20 protein-coding genes and 2 pseudogenes are annotated in these 21,015 nt (G+C 41.8%); 8 read left to right on the top strand and 14 right to left on the bottom strand.

All coding sequences use genetic code 11. The annotated features are described in order from the left end of the window. Positions 1-41 precede the first annotated feature (41 nt). From MKP07_RS11805 to MKP07_RS11760, 10 genes and pseudogenes are all read right to left on the bottom strand, one after another. Entirely contained in the window at positions 42-1,343 is a 1,302-nt protein-coding gene (locus MKP07_RS11805) for an FAD-binding oxidoreductase (protein ID WP_240847378.1), read from the bottom strand. Positions 1,344-1,583: 240 nt separating this feature from the next. Then, a pseudogene (locus MKP07_RS11800) lies at positions 1,584-2,548 on the bottom strand (patatin-like phospholipase family protein). A gap of 99 nt (positions 2,549-2,647) precedes the next feature. Further along, a complete protein-coding gene (locus tag MKP07_RS11795; RefSeq protein ID WP_240847377.1) occupies positions 2,648-2,926 on the bottom strand; it encodes a hypothetical protein in 279 nt (92 codons plus the stop codon). Then, entirely contained in the window at positions 2,923-3,180 is a 258-nt protein-coding gene (locus MKP07_RS11790; protein WP_240847376.1) for a hypothetical protein, read from the bottom strand. Before MKP07_RS11790 ends, MKP07_RS11795 begins: the two co-directional genes overlap by 4 nt. Before the next feature lie 77 nt (positions 3,181-3,257). Further along, the gene (locus MKP07_RS11785) at positions 3,258-4,844 is read right to left on the bottom strand and encodes a helix-turn-helix domain-containing protein (protein WP_240847375.1); all 1,587 of its coding nucleotides are present in this window, start codon (positions 4,842-4,844) and stop codon (positions 3,258-3,260) included. A gap of 10 nt (positions 4,845-4,854) precedes the next feature. Further along, positions 4,855-5,373 carry an AAA family ATPase gene (locus tag MKP07_RS11780; RefSeq protein ID WP_240847374.1) on the bottom strand — a complete coding sequence of 173 codons (519 nt, stop codon included), beginning with the start codon at positions 5,371-5,373 and terminating at the stop codon, positions 4,855-4,857. A gap of 68 nt (positions 5,374-5,441) precedes the next feature. After that, complete coding sequence (locus tag MKP07_RS11775) at positions 5,442-5,903, bottom strand: hypothetical protein (RefSeq protein WP_240847373.1); 462 nt, start codon at positions 5,901-5,903, stop codon at positions 5,442-5,444. 152 nt (positions 5,904-6,055) lie between these two features. Continuing rightward, the gene (locus MKP07_RS11770; protein ID WP_240847372.1) at positions 6,056-7,756 is read right to left on the bottom strand and encodes an OmpA family protein; all 1,701 of its coding nucleotides are present in this window, start codon (positions 7,754-7,756) and stop codon (positions 6,056-6,058) included. Between the two features lie 161 nt (positions 7,757-7,917). Beyond that, positions 7,918-9,383: pseudogene (locus MKP07_RS11765) on the bottom strand (HAD-IIB family hydrolase). A gap of 50 nt (positions 9,384-9,433) precedes the next feature. Beyond that, a complete protein-coding gene (locus MKP07_RS11760; protein WP_240847371.1) occupies positions 9,434-10,099 on the bottom strand; it encodes a glycosyltransferase in 666 nt (221 codons plus the stop codon). Positions 10,100-10,242: 143 nt separating this feature from the next. Between MKP07_RS11760 and MKP07_RS11755 the strand changes: the two genes are divergently transcribed. From MKP07_RS11755 to MKP07_RS11720, 8 genes are all read left to right on the top strand, one after another. Next, positions 10,243-10,914: a glycoside hydrolase family protein gene (locus MKP07_RS11755; protein ID WP_240847370.1), complete on the top strand. Its 672-nt coding sequence runs from the start codon at positions 10,243-10,245 to the stop codon at positions 10,912-10,914. Between the two features lie 59 nt (positions 10,915-10,973). Then, on the top strand, positions 10,974-11,723 hold the full coding sequence (locus tag MKP07_RS11750; protein WP_240847369.1) for a hypothetical protein: 750 nt from the start codon (positions 10,974-10,976) through the stop codon (positions 11,721-11,723). A 554-nt stretch (positions 11,724-12,277) separates the two neighbouring features. Further along, the gene (locus MKP07_RS11745) at positions 12,278-12,952 is read left to right on the top strand and encodes a TetR/AcrR family transcriptional regulator (RefSeq protein WP_240847368.1); all 675 of its coding nucleotides are present in this window, start codon (positions 12,278-12,280) and stop codon (positions 12,950-12,952) included. Positions 12,953-12,960: 8 nt separating this feature from the next. Continuing rightward, a complete protein-coding gene (locus MKP07_RS11740; protein ID WP_240847367.1) occupies positions 12,961-14,631 on the top strand; it encodes a peptidase domain-containing ABC transporter in 1,671 nt (556 codons plus the stop codon). A 42-nt stretch (positions 14,632-14,673) separates the two neighbouring features. After that, positions 14,674-15,990, top strand: a complete 1,317-nt coding sequence (locus tag MKP07_RS11735) for an HlyD family secretion protein (RefSeq protein WP_240847366.1) — start codon at positions 14,674-14,676, stop codon at positions 15,988-15,990. Beyond that, entirely contained in the window at positions 15,974-16,672 is a 699-nt protein-coding gene (locus MKP07_RS11730; protein WP_240847365.1) for a TolC family protein, read from the top strand. The genes MKP07_RS11735 and MKP07_RS11730 overlap by 17 nt, the downstream gene beginning before the upstream one ends. Then, positions 16,648-17,316 carry a TolC family protein gene (locus tag MKP07_RS11725; protein ID WP_240847364.1) on the top strand — a complete coding sequence of 223 codons (669 nt, stop codon included), beginning with the start codon at positions 16,648-16,650 and terminating at the stop codon, positions 17,314-17,316. Before MKP07_RS11730 ends, MKP07_RS11725 begins: the two co-directional genes overlap by 25 nt. Positions 17,317-17,531: 215 nt before the next feature. Further along, positions 17,532-18,071 carry a VOC family protein gene (locus tag MKP07_RS11720; protein WP_240847363.1) on the top strand — a complete coding sequence of 180 codons (540 nt, stop codon included), beginning with the start codon at positions 17,532-17,534 and terminating at the stop codon, positions 18,069-18,071. Here the strand turns inward: MKP07_RS11720 and MKP07_RS11715 are convergent. The 4 genes from MKP07_RS11715 to MKP07_RS11700 form a co-directional block, all read right to left on the bottom strand. Further along, on the bottom strand, positions 18,057-18,242 hold the full coding sequence (locus tag MKP07_RS11715; protein WP_240847362.1) for a hypothetical protein: 186 nt from the start codon (positions 18,240-18,242) through the stop codon (positions 18,057-18,059). The two genes, MKP07_RS11720 and MKP07_RS11715, sit on opposite strands and share 15 nt — an antisense overlap. Beyond that, on the bottom strand, positions 18,239-18,499 hold the full coding sequence (locus tag MKP07_RS11710) for a glycosyltransferase family protein (RefSeq protein ID WP_240847361.1): 261 nt from the start codon (positions 18,497-18,499) through the stop codon (positions 18,239-18,241). The genes MKP07_RS11715 and MKP07_RS11710 overlap by 4 nt, the downstream gene beginning before the upstream one ends. A gap of 14 nt (positions 18,500-18,513) precedes the next feature. Then, positions 18,514-20,091: a glycosyltransferase gene (locus MKP07_RS11705; RefSeq protein ID WP_240847360.1), complete on the bottom strand. Its 1,578-nt coding sequence runs from the start codon at positions 20,089-20,091 to the stop codon at positions 18,514-18,516. Between the two features lie 223 nt (positions 20,092-20,314). Further along, a complete protein-coding gene (locus MKP07_RS11700; protein ID WP_240847359.1) occupies positions 20,315-21,010 on the bottom strand; it encodes an acetyltransferase in 696 nt (231 codons plus the stop codon). Positions 21,011-21,015: the final 5 nt, after the last annotated feature.

Here is a 21,015-nt window from a genome sequence, read left to right as displayed (position 1 = left end):
AAAGGTATTTTGAAAAACTTCAAGCGGATCATATTTTTTCTTTAAAACAAAAAAGAGTCGGCCTGGGGATACGCTTTCAAAAACTGATCTTTTTGGGCATGCAGGCGATAGGGTAAATAATAAGTGCCCTTAAAAGAAATAGCAACATCTATCAGCTTTTGTGTTAGGCGTTTCATGTAGTCTTCGCCCTCAGGTGTCCGGTACTGATTGAAAAGCATTACAAAACCAAACATTTCAGTGGAAGCATATCTTAAATAGGTATCTGTATCCTTTTCAACATTTCTAATCGTAATATTAAGCAGGTCGGTATTGTAAGAGGGGATTATTTTTTTCAAGGAATCTATAAACGGGGATACGGAGGCCGTCGGGATGAAATACTCATGTAAAATATCGGTCTTGCTGGTATCCGTATTTTGAAACACTTCTACGCTTTCGTTGAGAAGCTGGTTACGGGAGAACCTTTTGTTCCTGATTAAAGAAACCATCATTTTTTCGGCCTTCCATCGGAGGTTCTTTCCATAATTACTGTTGGCAGAGGCTCTGAAAACCGTTCTCCTTAACTTTTTGTAAGGCCCGTCCTGTAAAGCAGCTGATACATTTCCTGTATCTTTCTCAAACGTAGAAATAATTGCCTCCTCAAGAAAATTATCCGGATTAACATTGATCCGGCCATAAGCCATCGCCACCCTGGCATTATGACTAAGCTCTCTGAATGCTTTCACATACTCATTACTATTAACGATGTATTGACGGGCTGTATACATTTCATTGCGCACTACCTTTAACTTCACATCAACTACAACACCGAATAATCCATAACCACCTAATACCAAAGAGAACAGTTCTGCATTTTGATCACGGCCGCATTCTATTACATCACCCCGGGAGGTTATAACTCGAATAGACACAACCGTGTGTGCAATGGGAGGTACATTGGGCTGCCAGCCATGGCAGTTAACACTAATTGATCCACCAACAGAAAAAGAATTATTGGTTTGCATTACGGCGACAGAACGGCCATATTGATTGAGATAAGGCACGATATCGGACCACAATGCCCCCGCCCCCACCGTAAGCACATTTTCTACAGTATCTAACTGCATGTAATTGAGTGGCTTCATATCCAGGTAAATGCCATTCTTACTAATAGTATGACCTCCCATTGAATGCCTGGCTCCACCTATAGAAATCTTTTTCCCTGTTAACGAAGCCCGTTTTACCAATTGAGCTATGATCAACAACGATTTCGAGGAGTCACTTCCAGGATCCGCCACTTCAAAGACCTGGGTTGCGTTGAGGCGACTGGCATCATCAATGTAACCGTTGATAGTAGCGTATTTCAAACGGGGTTATCTTTTACATATTGATATGCAAGAAAAAGTAAAGGACAGGAAATGATCAGCAGGACAATTACCAGAACAAGTATAACACCCCTTGATATCAGCTTTTTTTAAAGGGGGCCATATTAAAATATTAAACGTCCGATATCCATAGATTCGCAGTTATTGTAAACAAAAACAACCTAAGATAACCTTAAAACATGAATGAAACTCATCGTCTATATTTATTGACAGATATCAAATTCAAACCCAGTCCACCTCATTACTGTTTAAATGAGCTACATAGGACTGTAGCGCCAGCTGTCCTTTCAGCACCATCCCCTGCATCTCTGCCGGGTTAAATACCAATCCACCCGGACCACCACCCAGATCATCTTCAGGTTGTATGAGGTGTATTTTTAGCGGTTCTTTATTTTGATAGGTTCCGGGGATCTCGTCAACATTGAAATAGTCCTCAATGTCGGCATCCGTTACACCCATTGATTTCATTTTCTGTTTAACCTGGCTGATGTAAGACAATCCCTGGCTGTAGTGCAGCGGTCCATACAGGTCGTTTGCGGCTACGTCTGTAATAAAAATGGATATGGTCTTTTCCAGTATATTAAATAAGCTGGTTTGCTCAGCATTATCCTGTTTTACATTCCGGGCGGAATGGATAATGGTAAAAATTTCATTAGCACCTGCATCGGTCGCAATTCCAAGGCCTGCATACTCCCGTACGCCACCATCAACAAACTGATGTTCAGGAAATGACTCTCCTGGTACGGTTTTATTTACTTTAACGGGAGGCATAAATACCGGTTGACTGGAGGAGGCTAATACTGCCCTTCTGAACTGATCGGCGCTGATAATCTTCCTGATTTTATAATAACTGCTTTCTACCGGATTTTGTGCTGTAGTAAATACTACTAGCTCTTCGGTTTGCAGACAGGTAGTGGTTAAATAAATTTCTTTGCCTGACTGTTGCAATCTTTTAAAATAGTCATCGGTATACAATGCATCGATTTTATCGGCCAAAGGACCTGCGGTAAAAATGGAATGAGCATTCAGGCGTTTGCCGATATTGTATTTTATCAGTATCTGCTCATCGGTAACTGAAGTGTAAAGCTGCTCCAATTTCCCCAGCTCGCCCAAAGCCACCAACGGAACAATCAGGGCGCCGTACTGGTCCCCACCAACACATCAAAATCCAGCTGGTAGATATTCATCAGGTCTTTTACAACTCCTACCGAGAAGGCCCCTTTGGAACCACCGCCACTAATAACAAGCGCATTTTTCATTGCATATATTTTTAAACGTACAATGTTTTACCGGGCATATCTATCGGTATCTTGTTTTTGTTTGTTCAGCCTTATTGCGATAAAAGATTGCAGCCACCAATTATTTAATTTATAATCCCGTTGCGCAGTGATGCCTATATGGGCCAGCGATAATATCTCAAAGCCTAGTCCTCCACCCACCATTTGTTGCTTATTGGTGCCCCAGTTAGCCTCAGCGATCAGATGCATATTAGCCAGGGTACCGAAATTCTTTGTCCCAAATTCTGTAAGCTTTAGCGCCGCCATCGGGCCAAAGAGGCCGCTCATTTTTTATTAGCATAAGCCCCTCCAAGGTTAGCTCCCAATCGCAATACGCCTGGCACCACTGTTAGCTGCGGATTCAGAGACAAGCCTCCTATATAAAGATCGGGTGCGGCGCTTTTAAAATTACTAACAGCACCATTGGTTAATTTCAGGTTCAATAACCAACCTTTGGTAAATTCGGTATCCTGCTGCTGAGCATTAGCAAACCCTGCTACCAATAACAGGAGTGATAAGTAGAACTTTTTGAAGGCTTTCATGGTATGTTTTTCAGATACTAAAGGTATTCAATCGACAAATGTATGCTGATAGCTAATTTACGGGATCATATCAAATGCTACCGGCTGGCCTTATAAGTATAATGGTTCACCAGTATCCTGATCTCGTTATAATCCCAGGAGTCCGGCAATGCCTGTTTCCACTCGGTAATGCTTTTAAACTTGTGTTGTGCAAACCGGGTTTCAAACAGCCTGATATCTTCCTGGCTGAAAAGACGTTCGAGCGCAAGTACGCCTACGGATGCCATTTTCGCCAGGTGCCCCAGTATGGTTCCTTTAGCGAGCGATCTCAGTGCCGCAATTTCATCAGGAGATTTACCTTCTTCAAAAAGCTGGAAGCTGGTAACATGTGTTGGCTTTTTTGCAACGGCTTTTTCAACTACCAGTACCTCTCCTTCCATTAGCGCGGTATCCAATAACCTGGCATCTTTTAAAACGGATAGATAGGAACCAATAATATCAATCAGCCCTTTTAACACTTCATTATACGCTTTTAAACCTTTAGCACCTTTGGTTTCTGCATACAATTCTTTTGCCGGAGCAAATATTTTTTCGTTGACATTCTGAAAGAAGAAGCCTACGGCACCTTTACTCTTCTCTTCAATAGGTTGCCATTCTTCGGGAGTTTGCATATAATGCTGAAGCCGGTGATTTAAAAATGCTGCAAATTTCCCATATACGGTTTCCAGCTCTTTCAATGCTTCTATTATCTGCTGCGCAACAGGCAATGTCTCTGTCTTATCTATAACAGTGCTTTCATATATAGCGGTCTCCCACTCTTCTGCTTCGGATAAAAGCTCCTGTGTGTTGAGTTTTTGAAGCAGCTTGTTTCCTACGTATTTATACTGCTCAGCTGCTACAATAGTAGCAATCTGATTCCCCGCATCTGTTTCCTGCTGAAAAGCCTGTATGCGCGGATCGTTGATAATGGCTTGTGCGGGTATTTTTGTCTTTAACACTATACCTTCCAGGGTTCTGCAGCGGCTTAGGGCTACATATACCTGGCCACTGGTAAATGACTTCCCGGCATCGATGATCACCTTATCAAATGTAAGCCCCTGGCTCTTGTGAATAGTAACAGCCCAGGCCAGCTTGAAAGGGAACTGCTCATAACTTCCTATTACATCTTCAGCCACATTATTCTCCTGGTCTATAAAATATTTTTTGTTCTCCCAGGTCTCCCGTGCAATCTTCAATTCTCTTGTTTCATCCTGGGGCAATACTTTTACCTCATCATCACTAAGCCCGGTAATAGTGGCCAGCCTACCATTGTAAAAGCGTTTGTTTTCATCCTTATCATTCCGGATAAACATAATCTGTGCTCCCTCCTTCAACTCCAGCTCTTCGTCATTCGGAAAAAGGCTAGGTTTAAATTCGCCGGACACTTTGGCTTTATAAATATGACTTTTGCCCTTTAGTTCTCTTAATCTCTGCTTATTAATAGCATCGGCCATATAGTTATGCGATACCAGATGCACATAAAATTCTTTCGGATCAAAATCGGGTTGGTACCGGCTGTGCAACAAATTAAAATTAATGTTCTCTATATCACTATCCCTTATAGCATTCAGCATAGTTAAAAAAATCGGATCTGTTTGCCGGTATACCGTAGTCAACGAAACGGTCAGGAGACTTAAGCCCTCCAATGCTTTAGCTTCAAAAAGAACGGAGAATTATAATAGCTTTGAAGGATACGCTCGCTCTCCGCCTCACAACCGGAGGTAGCTGGTAAAGATCTCCTATAAAGAGCACCTGTAAACCACCAAACCTAAGTGGCGATTTACGGGCCGTTCTTAAAGCCAGGTCCATCATATCCAATACATCACATCGCAGCATGGAAACCTCATCTATGATGAGTATCTCCAATGTTCTTAGTAACTTAAGCTTATCTCTCCGGTATTTGAAATGAGGCAGCAGGTTCGGAATATTGATCGCTTCATTTCTGTCTACAAATTCAACCGTAGGAACAAAGGTCGTTAACGGCAACCCAAACATAGAGTGAATGGTGGTACCTCCAGCGTTAATAGCTGCAATACCCGTAGGCGCCACTATAGCAAATTTCTTATCTGTTTTTTGTACAAAATTCTGCAGAAAGGTAGTTTTACCTGTACCCGCCCTGCCGGTAAGAAAAACACTGCGGTTCGTATGTTCGAGTAGTTCAAATAGGTGTTGCAAATCAATATATTAATCAGTAACTGTGCATCGATTATTAATGGCAGACAAAGTATTTTGGGCGTGCCTTGTTAAGGTAGCGGCACATCTGAACAATTACCCTTAACATAAACAGGGCCGGTATAGCTAACCGCTTTGGCATCGGGCATATAAGCTGTATCAGCCCTGGTTGCTTCATTGGAGATGCCGGTAATTAATTGATCACCGTTCTTTTTAAAGTATAGTTCACGCACACTATTCATTCCTTCCGATTGAAAGTTATACCAAAGATGCATGACATCACCATTCATAGCTCCTTCTACAGTTCCATAATTGCTATCTTTTTCAAAGTTCCTGAATACCGCAGTGCCCTTAACCACTGTATCTGCAATATTGATTTTTAAAGCATAGGTATCTTTAGCGGCTATAAACAAATAACATTCGTCGCTGACAATGGGCTGGATTTTATCTGCGGTCGAAATAGTAGAGTCTATTGAGCTCTCATCTCCCTGCCTGGGTCCGTTGCTACAGGAAATAAGAACAATTGCTGTCACAATAAAAAAACTGATTTCATATTGTAGTTTTTAGGGTAATAAATGGAGCATTATAGGTTAGTAATACTACCTGCAAAGCTAATCAATATCACCAAAATAAAAAACCGCCTCATTGCTGAGGCGGCTACTTGTATGTTATAGCAAAAAGTGACTTAGTTTTTGCGCAGATTTGGATGAGGAGGAGCTACAGTGTTTGGACCGTCTTCTCCAGGAGCAGCTGCACGGATGTCAACTGCATCGCAATCACCACCTTCCTGGCCTGAGCTGAAGATAAATCTGTCGCTGCTTACGCCTTCTTTTTCAACTAAGTGAGAAATCACTTTATTTACGTGATCCCAGCTTAATTGCTGCTGACGTTTAGTAGCTGCGCAGTAACCTACTACTACTACTTTACAGTTTGGATTAGCTTTCAGTTTAGATGCTACAGTTGCTAAAGTACCAGCTGCGTCATCAGAAAGTTTGTTAGAGTTTGCTGCGAAGTGAATGCTTGGTAAAGCGCCTAAAGATGCTGCGCAGTCATTTTTAACTTCCTGCTCGCAACCTGCAGGGCAAGGGCATTTACCTACACCATCAGCATCTACCGGCTGGCAATAAGTTGGAGTAACCAGTTCTTTATCTTTACAATCAGGTACACCATCACCATCTGTATCCAGGCTTACACCGTGTAAATCAACCGGGCAACCAGCTGGAGTTTGCTCCTGGTCAAATTGGTCAGTTACACCATCTCCATCAGCATCCGGAAGAACGATTTCAGGTACTCTGCGTAATTCTCCGTAAGCATAATTCATTGAGTTTAACCAGTAAAGAGGTTCCACTCTTTTAGTTTTGCTACCTAAGTTAAAGTTCAAACCTACCGTTAAGTAGTTCATCAGGTCTTTATCCGGAGACAAAGTTTTGTTTTCATCCCAACGTACACCATCTAATAAATCAGAACCGTTGTAGATCACCCTGTCTTCAATAGCCAGGTTGACGCGGGAACTTAAACGAAACGCCAAACCTAAACCACCCGACACAGAAGGCGCGATGTTACCGCGGAACATATCAGAGTAAGGTCTGCTGGGATCTCTTTCAATGGGTGTATCATATTCACCATTTTGAAGATCTTTCAATTGTTTAAGAATGTCTTTACGATTGGAATAAACACCAGTGTTATTAATTGAGCTAAAATCGTAAGCAGCGCTTTCAGCATCTCCTCTTACTTCGTACATAGCATCTACACGACCTTTCCAAGTGGAAACACCTAAGCCGGCCAACGCATATAGAGTAACACCGGTTTGTGCTTTATAAAAACGAATGTTGTGGATGTTAGCCAATAATTGCAGGCTTAACTCCTGAACATCTGTTTTGTAATTATAGTATACTCCAGGGTAGTCGATAGGATCCCAAACATTGCCGCCCGGCAATACACTATTTTTTGTATAGCGATAATACCAGGGATTAGCATAACCTCCGGCTGTATAGCCTGTTGAAGGCTGCCAGTTTTGTCCTTTGGCAATACCATACATATACTCTAAACGAAGAGATAATGTGTGACCTAAAGACTTGCGAACATGTATACCAAAACCAGGAGTTCCTAATTTGGCGTCAACATCGCCGCCAATGGTAAACATACCGCCTTTAATACCAACCTCCCACATATCTTTCGGTTTCCCGGGGTAGTCGTGGTTGCCAACCATAAACTCGTTGTGCTGAGCCAGTTGTTTGCTGTTGTAGTAATTAGAATCTGTAACAGAAAAAGAACCATATATCGGGTGGGGTGCGGTATATGGATGCGAAGGGCTAACCTGCGCATTTAGGCTGCCTACACAAGCAGATAGCCCCAAAACAAGGCCGAGAGATTTTGAATTTTTCATACTTTTTTATTTGGTCTATTAGTTATAGCTACACGCCAACATCTGTTTCCATTTATAAAACAGTAGAAAACGTATAATTAATGAGCAAATATATAATATTATGCCAAAAACATGAAAGTATTGTTAATTTTATCAGCAACACACACCTCGTCCTTCAAAAACTATGATTTGTCCTGCCTTTTGGCATTTTTCGCATAAAAATTTATTCCTTCTAATATTCCTTTGGAAAGTGAAGTTGCGGAAAAGTAAACATTTCGCTTACCTTTTAGCACATTGAGCTCCTCGCTATAGTTAGCTACTACAATACCTTTTGCCTGGCCCTGCAGCATATCTATATCGTTACCTCCATTTCCGGCAGTTATAAATTGCTCTATAGGCAGCTTCCATTTATAGCTGAGATATCTTACCACATTACCCTTGCCAGCGCGGCGCGGTATTATATCGAGGTATTTATTATCTGTTAGAAGAACCTTTGCCGGCAGTTTCCGATCATATAGCTGTTTGTTAACATTAGCCAAATCATCCCCTGAAAAATCACTGCCAACAAAATAGCTGATCTTAAAAGGCCACTGCGCATCAGCGCCCTGTGCTGTGATACCGGGCAGGCCTTCCATTGCATTAACGATCAATTGTCGTTTCCATTGGTGATTGATGTGTTTTTCCCACCCTACATCGGGTATAAAATCTTTGGTATAAAACAATTCTGTTCCGGCAGAGCAGATCAGTATATCAGGATTTACCAACGGATATTTTTGAGCGCCTCCTGTACCAGGGCTTTATTCCTGCCACTGGAAATACCGAATACTACTTTAGGATTTTGCCTCAACCAATCCATTAACTCGTCGAGTCCCCTAATATCGTCTCCTTCTACCAGGGTCCCATCCAGGTCGCTTATTAAAAACAATGGCGCATCAGCCAGTTTGCGGCCGAAAGAGGTTTGTGCCTGGAACTTTTCGGACTTTTCTCTGAAAATGCCGTCTATTGCTTCCACATATTTTTCTGCATGTTTATTCCACGCATAGTCTTCTGCTCCGGCTTTGATACCGTTAGCAGAATACTGATCCCATAATGTTCTATCAGCTATGATCTTCTTAAGCGCGGTAGCAATAGCAGCGGTATCTTCCACATCAACCAGCAGCCCGTTATTAGCTTTGCCCACAATCTCTTTAGGGCCACCTGTTGGGGAAGCAACAATTGGCAAACCACAGGCTGCAGCCTCCACAATCGTTAAACCGAAATTCTCCCCTGGTGTAGCATTTACAAAAACGCCCTTTTTGCGGGCAGCGATGCGGTATATTTCCGGCACTTCCACTCCCGGATCATTTTTCTTGGGTAATGCCATCTTTCCATACAAATCGTACTTGTCCATCAACAATAAAAGATTTGTCAGTATCTCTTTTTCATCATCGGGCATCTGCGATATATCTTTTCTTACCCCGGCAAAAATGGCAAGGTTTGCCATTGCCTGTAGCTCTTTATCCTGCCCATAACTGGTAATAATGGCTTCAAAGTTTTTTCGCTTATCTGCGCGACCAATGGACAAGATCAATGGCTTGTCGGCATTAAATAAAAATCGCTCAATCTCAGAATTGATCTTATATAAGGCCTGCTCCTGCTCAATGGTCATGGCAAATGCAGGCATTTCCAATCTATAGTAGGGATAAAACACATCACTGTTCACACCCGGGGTATCACCATAAAATTAGCCTGCGACCTACCACTGTAATCCTGGTATTGGGTATCTACTTCGTGCTGTGTACTTACAATAACGATATCTGCATTGGCTATCACTTTTTCCTCTTCGTCAATACGACGTTGCATATTAAAGCGGTCATTCACTTTCTTTTCTTCCCAGCCCTGGCTTAACAATATGCGCTTTTTATTTCTACCTAAAGAGTGGCCTGTTGCTATTAAAGGCAGAGCAAAAATTTTGCTTAGCTCGCATGCTATGTAATTACCATCGGCGTAGTGGCCATGCAATACATCCGGGTAATCATCCTCGTCTTCATTAAAGCGTATAGTATTATTAATGAACTCGTCCAGGTGATCCCAAAGCTGTTCTTTCTCTTTGTACAATTGCCCGCCACAATCAACCCTTACAATGCGGGCTTTTTCGTTTACAATCTCTATAGGCTGACTATAAGAGGCAGATACCCGTTTGTCCGTAATCCTGCGGGTAAATAAATCTACTTTTCTTACCTGCGGATGTTTAGACAGCGCTTCGAGCAATTCTAATACATATTTAACCTGTCCTCCTGTATCTTTATCGCGCCCTATTTCTGCCTGGTGAAATCTAATCAAACCATGGGGGCTGAATAATTGGATATAATAATTTTTCATCATTCTTTTTTATGATCCGCCGGAACAACGGATATATTATGGAACGCTTTTAAGACCTATTTCCTTGTGTGCTAAACATTTCCGGAGCGTTTCCTTTTTTATAGGTGTGGTTTTTGAGCGGTTGAAATATAATTATTTTTAAACAAATGCAAAACATACAAAGAAGTTTTTATACAGGATCGGGATTTAGCGACTGGGAAATTGGTGATGTAACCATCATACTTCATGATGGCATTTACCACCTGTTTCATCTGATTATACCTAACCATGATTATATCGCACATGCCGTGTCCCACGATTGTATATCATGGAAAAGAGTAAAGAATGCGCTGTTTGTAGGCGACCCGGGCGAGTGGGATGATGATATGCTGTGGACCATGCATGTTTGTAAAGTAGGAGAACGGTTTGAGATGTATTACACGGGACTTCAACGAAAGCTTAGAGGAACCAATTCGATGATCGGACTTGCTGTATCCTACGATCTTTATAACTGGGAGAAAAAGAACCAGGGCATTTTCCCTATCGAATCGAAAGGCCCTTACTATGAGAGCATGGATGACAGCCCACGCAAATGGCTTAGTTTCAGAGATCCCTATCGCATTGACCATGAAAACATCGCATATTATCTTATATGTGCCAGGTCTGCATGGGGACCCGTATCACGACGCGGCTGCATAGGACTTTTGAAGCAGGATGGAGATCAGGTTGAGTACCTGAAGCCTTTGCATATGCCCATGGTATACGATGACCTTGAATGCCCCTGTGTATTCGAATTAAACGGACGCTCTTATGCTATTGCCTCTATCCGGAAGACGTAAAAGTACGTTACTGGTTTAGTGAAACTTTTCTGGGAGAATATCACGCCTTTCATGCCAATGTGCTGTTACCACAAGGTAATTATGCAGCAAGGGTTGTTGAAAGTATTAACGGCAAAACACTGATTTACTCCTTCTTTTATACTTCGGGGCTGATTAACTCTCATCGCGTTTTTCTGCCTCCCAAACAATTAGATACTGATGAAAAAGGACGCTTGCTGTTGAAAAGTTTTGATCATTGGGAAGATGTGGCTTATGATGTTCTTGATCAGAATCATTTTAATACGGTGCGATGCTTATTTAACAACCCCACGGCGACCTGTAAGGTTGAGGATAACCGTTGGGTTGTTGGTTCAAGGAGTGGCTATGAATTGTTCGTGGTAGAAAAACCTGCAGATGACTTTATCTGGGAGGGTGTTCTCTCTGTAGAAGGTATGGGAAAGCTGGGACTGGTAACAGATATGGATCAAGACGGTTCTGGTTACTACTACTCCTTTGATGTTGTAAACGGGCATATAGAAGTGCGCGCCTGGGGCTTCAATGAAGCTGATATCCGGTCGAACTTTCATTTTAAAGTTTTGCAGGACAGTCAGTTTACTATTAATCCCAACTATACCTATCATTTTAAACTGATCCGTTTTGGGAACTATATAGAACTGGCTATTGACGGACTGGTAAAGTTGACCTTGATCGACTACAATTACAATAACAACTTCATAGGCTTATACTCGGCCTCCTCGGTGGTTTCGCTCAATAATAGTTTTATCAAAAAACTACCGCCTCTCGAAGATGAATATATCAGCAACTCATAATTAGTACATCTGCTATTTAAAAAATTGACGGATCACTCAACAATAATGATTGTTTGTTGTCGTACAGGTCAGAAGTATCAATCGTCCGTTAAGATGATAACTTAAAAAAATGTTAAACGAAATTTAAGAGCGAAGGAATACAAGAAGAGGAGCGTCTTACTATATATAAATACACAAATAAACTTTTTCTCATAAGCAGTTAGTTTTGGTTTAAAACCCCACGTTTCCACGAGGGGTTTTTTTAGTACCGCTGATCTCTATCTACAGATTAAAAAAAGCTAATAAAGATTAGAATACCATTAGAATATAAAGCCGTAAAAGCTGCTTTTCCGGATAGCTCCTGTTTGCCGCAATACGCTGAAACGCGCTTCCGAAAGTCATTTCAAGCTTCGGAAATCTCACAAATGACCTCGCCGCCGATGGCAAAAAATATTAGAAACCTTACTATCAAATTAGAATATTTCTTATCCACTAAAAATAGTATTACTATTATTTAATATTGTACCCGTACTGTATTCTTGTTATTCATTTTTACGCTAATCCGGGGTATTTATATGGAGTTTTTATTAAAGTTCAAGCTGAATCAACACCTGTATGTGAAGGATCCGGAAAGCAGTGATCTGGGGAAAACCATTGTTGAGCACTCAATAGACCTTATTTACGAATTGGGGTTTGAGCAATTCACTTTTAAAAAGCTCAGCGCGAAAATTCACACCACCGAGGCCACTATTTATCGTTATTTTACCTCGAAGCACCGCCTGCTGATCTATATTTTAAACTGGTATTGGTGTTATCTCGAATTCCTGAGCGAGATGTTGATTCCGGCAGAAACGGCGCCTTATGATAAATTAAAACTGATCCTTAACATCATAACGCATTGTCAGAAAGAGCAACGCCAGCTGATGGACTATAACCTCGGGCATCTACATAGTATCGTAATATCGGAGAGCAGCAAATCATACCTGGTTAAAGAGGTGGATACCATCAATAAAGAAATGGCGTTCAACCCACTTAAAAGTCTTTGCAAACGAATCAGCCTCATTATCCTCGAGATCCGGCCAGGCTACCCCTATGCCAGGTCGCTGGCCAGCACTTTGCTTGAGACCGCACACGATCAGCAGTTTTTCAGTGAGCACCTCCCTTCCCTTACTGATAATCTTTCAGGGCAGCAGCACAAAGAATATGTGCTCCATTATTTGAATCAACTGGCGTTTTCCGCCCTAAAATAAATCAGCCAATGGCAGAGCCAATAAACACTAATTTTACGACCCGAAAACTTTTTCAATACATCACCAAGGAAAAGGCGGATGTAGCCAGCATTTATTTTTATGCAGTCCTTAGCGGCCTGGTACAGCTCAGCATTCCGCTGGGCGTACAGGCCATTGTAAGCTTTGTAATGGGAGCCACGATGGTGACCTCCCTATACCTGCTTATAGGCTTTGTGGTGGCTGGCACTTTTATGGCCGGCTTCTTCAGGATAAGAGTTATGCAGATCATCGAAAAAATTCAGCAGAAAATATTTGTTGAATACTCACTGGCATTTGCTGAAAAGCTCCCGAAGATCAATTTAAAAGCTTCCAGAAAATACTATCTCCCAGAGCTGCTCAACCGCTTTTTCGATGCCCCCAATTTGCAGAAAGGTATATCCAAACTGCTGCTCGAAATACCCACTGCCCTGATACAAATATTGTTTGGCATCGTACTGCTTTCGTTTTACCATCCGTGGTTTTTGGTATTCGGAGCCCTGGTAATAATCATCGTTATCGTCATTTTCAGGTTAACCATGAGCTCGGGTATTCAATCGAGCCTGCAGGAGAGCGACAAAAAATACGAAGTGGCTTCATGGCTGGAAGATATTGCCAACTCCGTAAAAACGTTTAAAGTAAATTCAAAAGCACATACCCATCTAAAGGGCACCGACGAAAGGGTAACGCATTACCTTGAACACCGGACGGCTCACTTCAAAGTGCTGCTATTTCAATACTGGACCATCATAGGTTTCAAAGTACTGATCACGCTGCTGATGCTCGCCATAGGCACTTACCTGCTGGTAAACCAGGAGTTGAATATCGGCGCCTTTGTAGCTACGGAAATTGTGGTGCTCATGATCTTAACAGCAGTAGAGAAACTGATAAAAAGCCTGGAAAGCTATTATGATGTAATCACCTCACTTACCAAGCTAAGCAAGGTAACAGACCTGGAGGAAGAACCATCATCTGACATTGAGGTGGAGAAAACCGGCAGCGGCATGGAAATAAGCTTTAACGATGTTTCATTTCATTTCAGCGACCAGAAACCCATTTTTCAAAATCTCAATTTCAGTATACCGGCCAATAGTATTACTGTGATCAATGGTGTATTGGGAGCCGGGAAGTCTTTACTACTCAACATCATCATTGGTTTTTACGAACCTACCGCCGGCACCATCTTATTTGACAAGATCCCGCTCAAGAACCTTAAAAAGGATTCTTTCAGGGACGCATCGGGCATCTACCTCGAAGATATGGCGATCATCAAGGGTTCGCTGCTCGACAATATACTGCTGGGACGTGAAGATGTAGGCACTGATGACATTGTAGCTCTCACAAGGGAATGGGGCATAGAAAACCTGTCGAGCCAGTTCACCGAAGGTTTGCTCACCAGGCTCAGTGAAACCGATACCGAGCTATCCTTCAGCGCGAGGAAAAAGATTTTATTGCTGAGGGCTTCAATAGGCAGGAAAAGACTGTTATTGCTGGAAGACCCGGTGGCCGGCATGGACCAGCATTTTTCAGCAAAAATGATCGTCTATCTGCAGGAGATTAAAAAGCATACAACTATCGTTATTGTTTCGCAAAACAAAGAGCTGATTGGGATTGCAGACCAGACCCTGTTTCTTAATAAAGGTAGAATAAGTACTGTAAATTAATCTGAGCAACGGATGCCCGGTGGATACCTAAAATTGTACAACATGAAGTTAGCATCATTTAATAAGATCTATCATTACAACCGCAAGTCGAGGGTAAAGCGCTGGTTTTACATTTTCCTGGTTTTATGTGTGATTATTTTATTTCTTCCCTGGACACAAAATATCAAAGTGAAAGGCAATGTAACTTCTTTACTACAGGAGCAGCGACCTCAGCAATTGAACTCGCCCATACCCGGGCGTATTGCCAAATGGCATGTAAAAAATGGCGATTTTGTGAAGAAGGGAGATACAATACTGCAACTCACAGAGATTAAAGAAGATTACATGGACCCGCTGCTGATAGACCGTACAGAGGAGCAGGTGAAAGCAAAGCAGGGCGTAAGAGACTACTACGAAGCCAAGGTAAACACCACTGACGCGCAATTAAATGCCCTGGCAAGCGGACGAGACCTGAAACTTGAACAACTGAAAGTAAAGCTGGGTCAGCTCAACAACAAGCTGGCGGCAGAGGAAGCAGAGTTGGAAGCCGCCAACAATGAGTTTGAGTTAACTACAGACCAATTTCAACGGCAGAAAAAAATGTATGATGATGGCCTGGTTTCTTTAACGCAGCTACAGCAAAGAAGCATTGCCTACCAGAATGCCACTGCCAAAAAAACGGCTGCTCAAAATAAACTGGCACAAACCCGGCAGGAAATTATTACGGTAAACCTGGAGCAAAGTGCTACTGTGCAGGATTACTCGGAAAAGCTAAACAAAACGCAGGGAGAACTATTTCAAAGCAAGGGCCTGATTGAAAGTAGCGAAGGAGATATAGCCAAGCTTCAAAACCAGGTATCTAATTATAAAATACGCCGCGGTCTTTATGCCGTTATTGCGACTCAGGACGGGCAGATAGTACAACTTAACAAATCCGGTATAGGTGAGATATTAAAAGATGGTGAAAGCATTGGCTCGATTGTGCCTGGCAATGTAGATTACGCAGTTGAGATTTACATCAAACCAGTAGACCTGCCACTGGTTAAAGCAGGACAATCGGTGATGTTTGTTTTCGATGGATTTCCCGCCATTGTCTTCTCAGGCTGGCCTAATACCAGCTATGGAATATTCAGGGGAAAAGTGATAGCGGTAGAAAGCAATATTAGCACTAACGGGCTTTTTAGAGCACTAGCGGTTGAAGATAAAGGGAGGAAGCCCTGGCCACCTCAGTTAAAAATGGGCGCTGGTGTGCAAGGTATAGCTATATTAAATGATGTACCGGTTTGGTATGAACTGTGGCGAAATATTAACGGGTTCCCGCCAGACTACTACACGGTGAAAAATGAAAAAACTTCGAGCAGTAATGACAAATCTAAATAGAATATTTTTACTGATCGTCTCAATGTGCTTGTCCGGCTACTGTTTTGGGCAGGACACATTACGCCTGGCCCACAATGAGTTTCTGGCTATAGTAAGAAACTATCACCCGTTGGCATTTCGTTATCAATTGCAAAACCGGATTGCCGGCGACGAAATACAAAAAGCCCGTAGCAACTTTGATCCGCTGGTGAATGGCAAAAACGGTGCTAAAACCATTGATGGATTGAACTACTATAAAGAAACAAATGTAGAGCTGGGCATTCCCACCTGGTATGGCATAGAGCTGAATGGGAATTATAATTATATTGACGGGCAGAAACTCAACAATAGTGTAACCAAAGGAGGGTTGTTTCAATTTGGCATTACTGTACCACTCGCTAAAAACCTGCTATACGACAAGCGAAGGGCTTTATTAGATCAGGCCCGTATCGGGCTGCAGATGACACAGGCAGAGCAGCAGATATTGACCAACCAGCTAATGCTCGATGCAGAAAATATTTACTGGGATTGGGTAAAGCACTATGAAATATATCAACTACAGATTCAAACAGTAATAGTGAACCGCGACCGGTTGAGGCTCACCCAAAAACACTTGAATATGGCGAACGTGCGGCTATTGATACAACTGAAGCCTTATCTCAGCTTCAAAGTTTTGAGTTGCAGCTACAGGATGCCTACCTGAAATTTGTAAAAGCTACCCAGCAACTTTCGCTTTTTATGTGGACCAAAGACAGAGAGCCTTATGAGTTGAATGCAGCAGTAGCGCCGGCTGAAAATCTCATTGAAAACAACGCTTACCAAAATTACAGCACTTTATTGGCTGCTTTGGAAACTCAGCCGCTGAACCAGCACGCTGCCGTTCAATATTATACCCGGAAGCAACGGGTACTGGAAAGTGAGCGCCGGTTAAAACAACAAAGCTTGCTTCCCAAGCTTGACTTCACCTACAACTTTTTTAATAAGGAACAATATAAAGCAGACTATTTTCCGTTATTTCAAAACAACTATCAATACGGTTTAAAGCTGGAGATCCCTCTTTTATTAAGAGAAGCAAGAGCCGACTACAGGATCGCTAAATCGAAAATTGAGCAGAACCAGCTGGATACTGATTATAAACAGCAGGAACTTAATACTAAAGTTATTGCCTATCGAAATGAAGTGATTAATTATCGTAACCAGATCACTATTGCGGAGCAAAATATCAGTAATTACCGGCGTTTGCTTAGTGCAGAAGAAAGCCGTTTCGGCAATGGTGAAAGCTCACTTTTTTTAATTAACTCCAGGAAAATAAATTATTGGAAGCAGAACAAAAGCTTATTGAATTGAGGCTAAAGTTTGTTAATAGCTACAACCAGTTGAAATGGTTGAATGAAAATTTCAACAGCCCGCTGGTAAGCGTGAGGTAGGTATTGTTAGCTGTCTTATTGTATATACATTGGTGCCTTTGCTCAACCAATTGCATCCAGGGTTGTTGTGTTATTGATGATTAACTATCAAAAGCTACTTTGCAAACAGAAGTGCATCATACTAAACATTCAGCCATGATACAAGGACTGTACGAAACACATTTATTCGTTGAAAACCTGGAAAATTCCGTCAATTTTTATAAAAACATTTTAGGCCTTACTCCCTGTTATTATGAGGAAGAAAGGCGCACTGCGTTCTTTTGGGTGGGAAAGCCACGTGAAGCTATGCTGGGGCTTTGGGAAAAACCCCAATCACAGATCTATCCGCAGCATTTTGCTTTTAGATGCGACGAACACTTTATTGTAAATAATGCTACTGATTTTCTACTTGAACGGGACTTACTTCCGTACAATTTTTTAAAGAACGGCACCCAACAACCCATGGTATTTGCCTGGATGCCGCCATTGCGATTTATTTTAATGATCCGGACGGGCACCAGCTGGAGTTCATATCTGTGTTGGAAGGTGATGCTCACCCTGAATGGGGTATTATCTCGCATGAAGAGTGGATCTACCGTAACCAGAGCAGGATACAATAATCATTTAGGCCAGCAGAAGAGCAGAGCAAGTTACTGCAATAGATTTATTGCAGCCCATAGATTAACGATGTTTTAAAAAGCGCATCACCCTTCCTAATACCATATTAAGCAGGAAAGCAGATTGCCTGGCCCAGTTTTGCGGACGCATAGAATTATTGATATTGTTATTCCAAGCTTTCTGATACAGTGGCTTCAATAAAGGCTGGTGATATTTCTCTAAATATTTAAAAATCCCTTCACGCTTCATTCTTTTTTAAGGTAAAGTAAATTCCAAAGCGGGTTGCCTAGCTCGTAATACATTTTAACCGCTCTTGTATGCAAAACAACTTTATCCATTACCGCTCCTATTTGCTGACCAGCGTGTTGCCGGTACAAACCCAGGCATTCATCCTGAAAGTGAATATCATCCTGTATTAAATACTGGATGCCCAGCTGATAATCATGAATTACATGTTCAACATCCTGCTTGAATGATACGGGTGTTGCCGGCTTCCTGATGCACAAGGCACAACCGGTTACTATATTGCCAAAAAAACAGTGTGTGACAAGTAATTCTTATCCTGATAATCACTCCTTAAGTAATGCAGAAAACCTGTAGTGTCCCAAATAGTGAGATTGGTAAGTTCTTTATCAGCCAGGCAAATTTGAAGATTGTGGCTAACCGCCTTAATATCGGGACGACGATTGAAGATATTGACCACTGATATTGTTTTATGAGGAAACCAAATATCATCCTGATCACATAAAAAAATAATGTCGCCGGAACAAAGATTAATGGCCTTTTCAAAATTCTTTACAGATCCCAGTTGTTGCTTATTATAGATGACTTTGATTATAGCAGGATACTTTTGCCGATATCGCTCCAGGATGCTTAATGTATCATCGGTAGAGCCGTCATCGCAAATAATAATTTCGTTGGGTGGGAGGTCCTGACCTAAAATACTATCTAATTGTTCCTGCAGGAACGCGGCTCCGTTGTAAGTACATAGTGCGACTGAAATCGATTTTTCGAAGTTTTGAAAATCGTTCTGATGATAGGTGAGAATATCTTCTATTGTACTAACGGCTTGCTGTAAAGACCCCGTCTCCAAAACCAAATGATGCCCGGCGGTTCCCATTTTTAAACGCGAATCAGGCGACATCAGGTAGGCATTAGCCAGTGCTTCTGCCAGAGACTGCACATCTTTGTTCTTTACCATCCAACCGGTTTTTCCCGGCAGTACAAACTCCCTTGCAGCCCCCATATCAAAAGAAACAATGGGGGTGCCACAAGCGGCAGCTTCAATTAGCATAGACGGCCCCGAATCTTCAACAGAACAGTTCACATACACATCGGCGGCCTGGTACAACAATGCCAACAATCTTTCATCTTTTATATAGGGTATGCTTTTTTTGCTGAATTTAATAGAACGGTGCGCTTCTTCATCCAGCATTCTTGTTACAGAAAGTATGGCTACTTTCTGCCTTTGATCGGGTGAGAGCTGTTGCCAGAAAAGGTTGATGGCTTCAACAAAATAAGCATATCCCTTACGCTCGTCCTTTGTATTTTCTGAGCCTGCAAGTATGTAGAATTTATCGGGATCGAGATCAAAAATTTGTTTAGCAACAGGCCGCTGCCGTGTATTATAAATGCCGGTATCTACCACACTTGAAATATTAAAAACCGGATCCTGGTTTTGATATATAAGCGATTCCTTGGCCTGCCTTTTCGTCCACAACGTGCCCGCCAGCATTCTGAAATTCCCTCTTTTTGCATTTTCCTGCTTTGTCAAGAAATTGCTGCCAGCAACGTATTTATATTTCTGATCCAGGATGGCAGGACAGTTAATGTTATGGCACCCGACTTTGTACCCTTCACAATCCCAGGCAAAATGACAACCACCGGTAAAGTGGTTCATATCTACCGCCAGATTATACACTATGGCTTTAGTAGCCTCCGAAAGTTTCAAAATATCGGAGGAAGTCAGGAAATTAAAGCTAAGACCCACAAAAACAATATGGGGATTGAATCTCAGGTGCTTGATAATAGTTTCTGCATCCTGGTACGAATGCGCTTCACTTATAGAATTAAAAAGATACTTGGGATCACGTATCAATACCCTGCTATTACCATTTTTATCCGAGATTATGCTAGTATCCGGATTATGATTATTTTTGCGGGAAGTTCAGTTACTGCAGGATTAAATGCTTTTTTATTCTTTACTAAAACCTGGATATTATGCCCTTGCAAACGCAAAGCATCGGCTAACTTTAATACAGCGAGATCAGCTCCTGTGTGATCGCCTAATGTAATAAATAAGATATTCCTTTTCCCTGATCTCACAGTGCTTTAAACGATGATTTATTCTCTTTAAACAGTTGTATTGTTCTGGAATCCACTCCTCTCCTGACTTTGGTGCCCGAAACACCGTAAACAGAATAGGGTGCTACGTCTTTCGTAATAAGGCAGCCCATTCCAATCAAACTTCCCCTACCGATACGAACGCCTTCTTTTATTACAGCACCCATACCTATAAAAACATGATCCTCTATGATAATATTTCCGCCAAGTGTAGCAGCGGATAAAAAGCTAAAATCCCCAATTTCAACATGATGACCAATTCCCGTACCACCTAAAGTAACGCCGTTGCCAATTTTTATAAATGGATGAAGCCGGCATCCGTTGTCGAAGAAACAATTATAGCCATAAGATGGCTCGAAGCTATGCTTTATCACAGAAGAGCAAAAGCTTGCCAGTGCATATCCCTTTTCTCTTGCTTTATCACATACGGCTTCTAAAACAGTGCTCAGCTTTATAGGGCCAATGGCAACGAACATATCGGCTTCATTTGATTTTATATGCCGCTCAATACTTTCAAAAGGGATCACAGAAAGGCCGAACATCTCATTTTTATATAAGTAAGACTGCTCGACTGTAAATGCTACAACCTTATATTCAGAATCTTTTTCAAAATAAGCGTAAGCCAATTCAGCCTGAGCTCCAATCCCGTATACAATTAATTTCTTTGTCTTCATTCAAG

The organism is Paraniabella hibiscisoli (assembly GCF_022512515.1).
In the GTDB taxonomy this organism is placed as follows: domain Bacteria; phylum Bacteroidota; class Bacteroidia; order Chitinophagales; family Chitinophagaceae; genus Niabella; species Niabella hibiscisoli.
The sequence above is the reverse complement of the archived record's forward strand: the minus strand, read 5'-3'. Positions and strand labels throughout refer to the sequence as shown.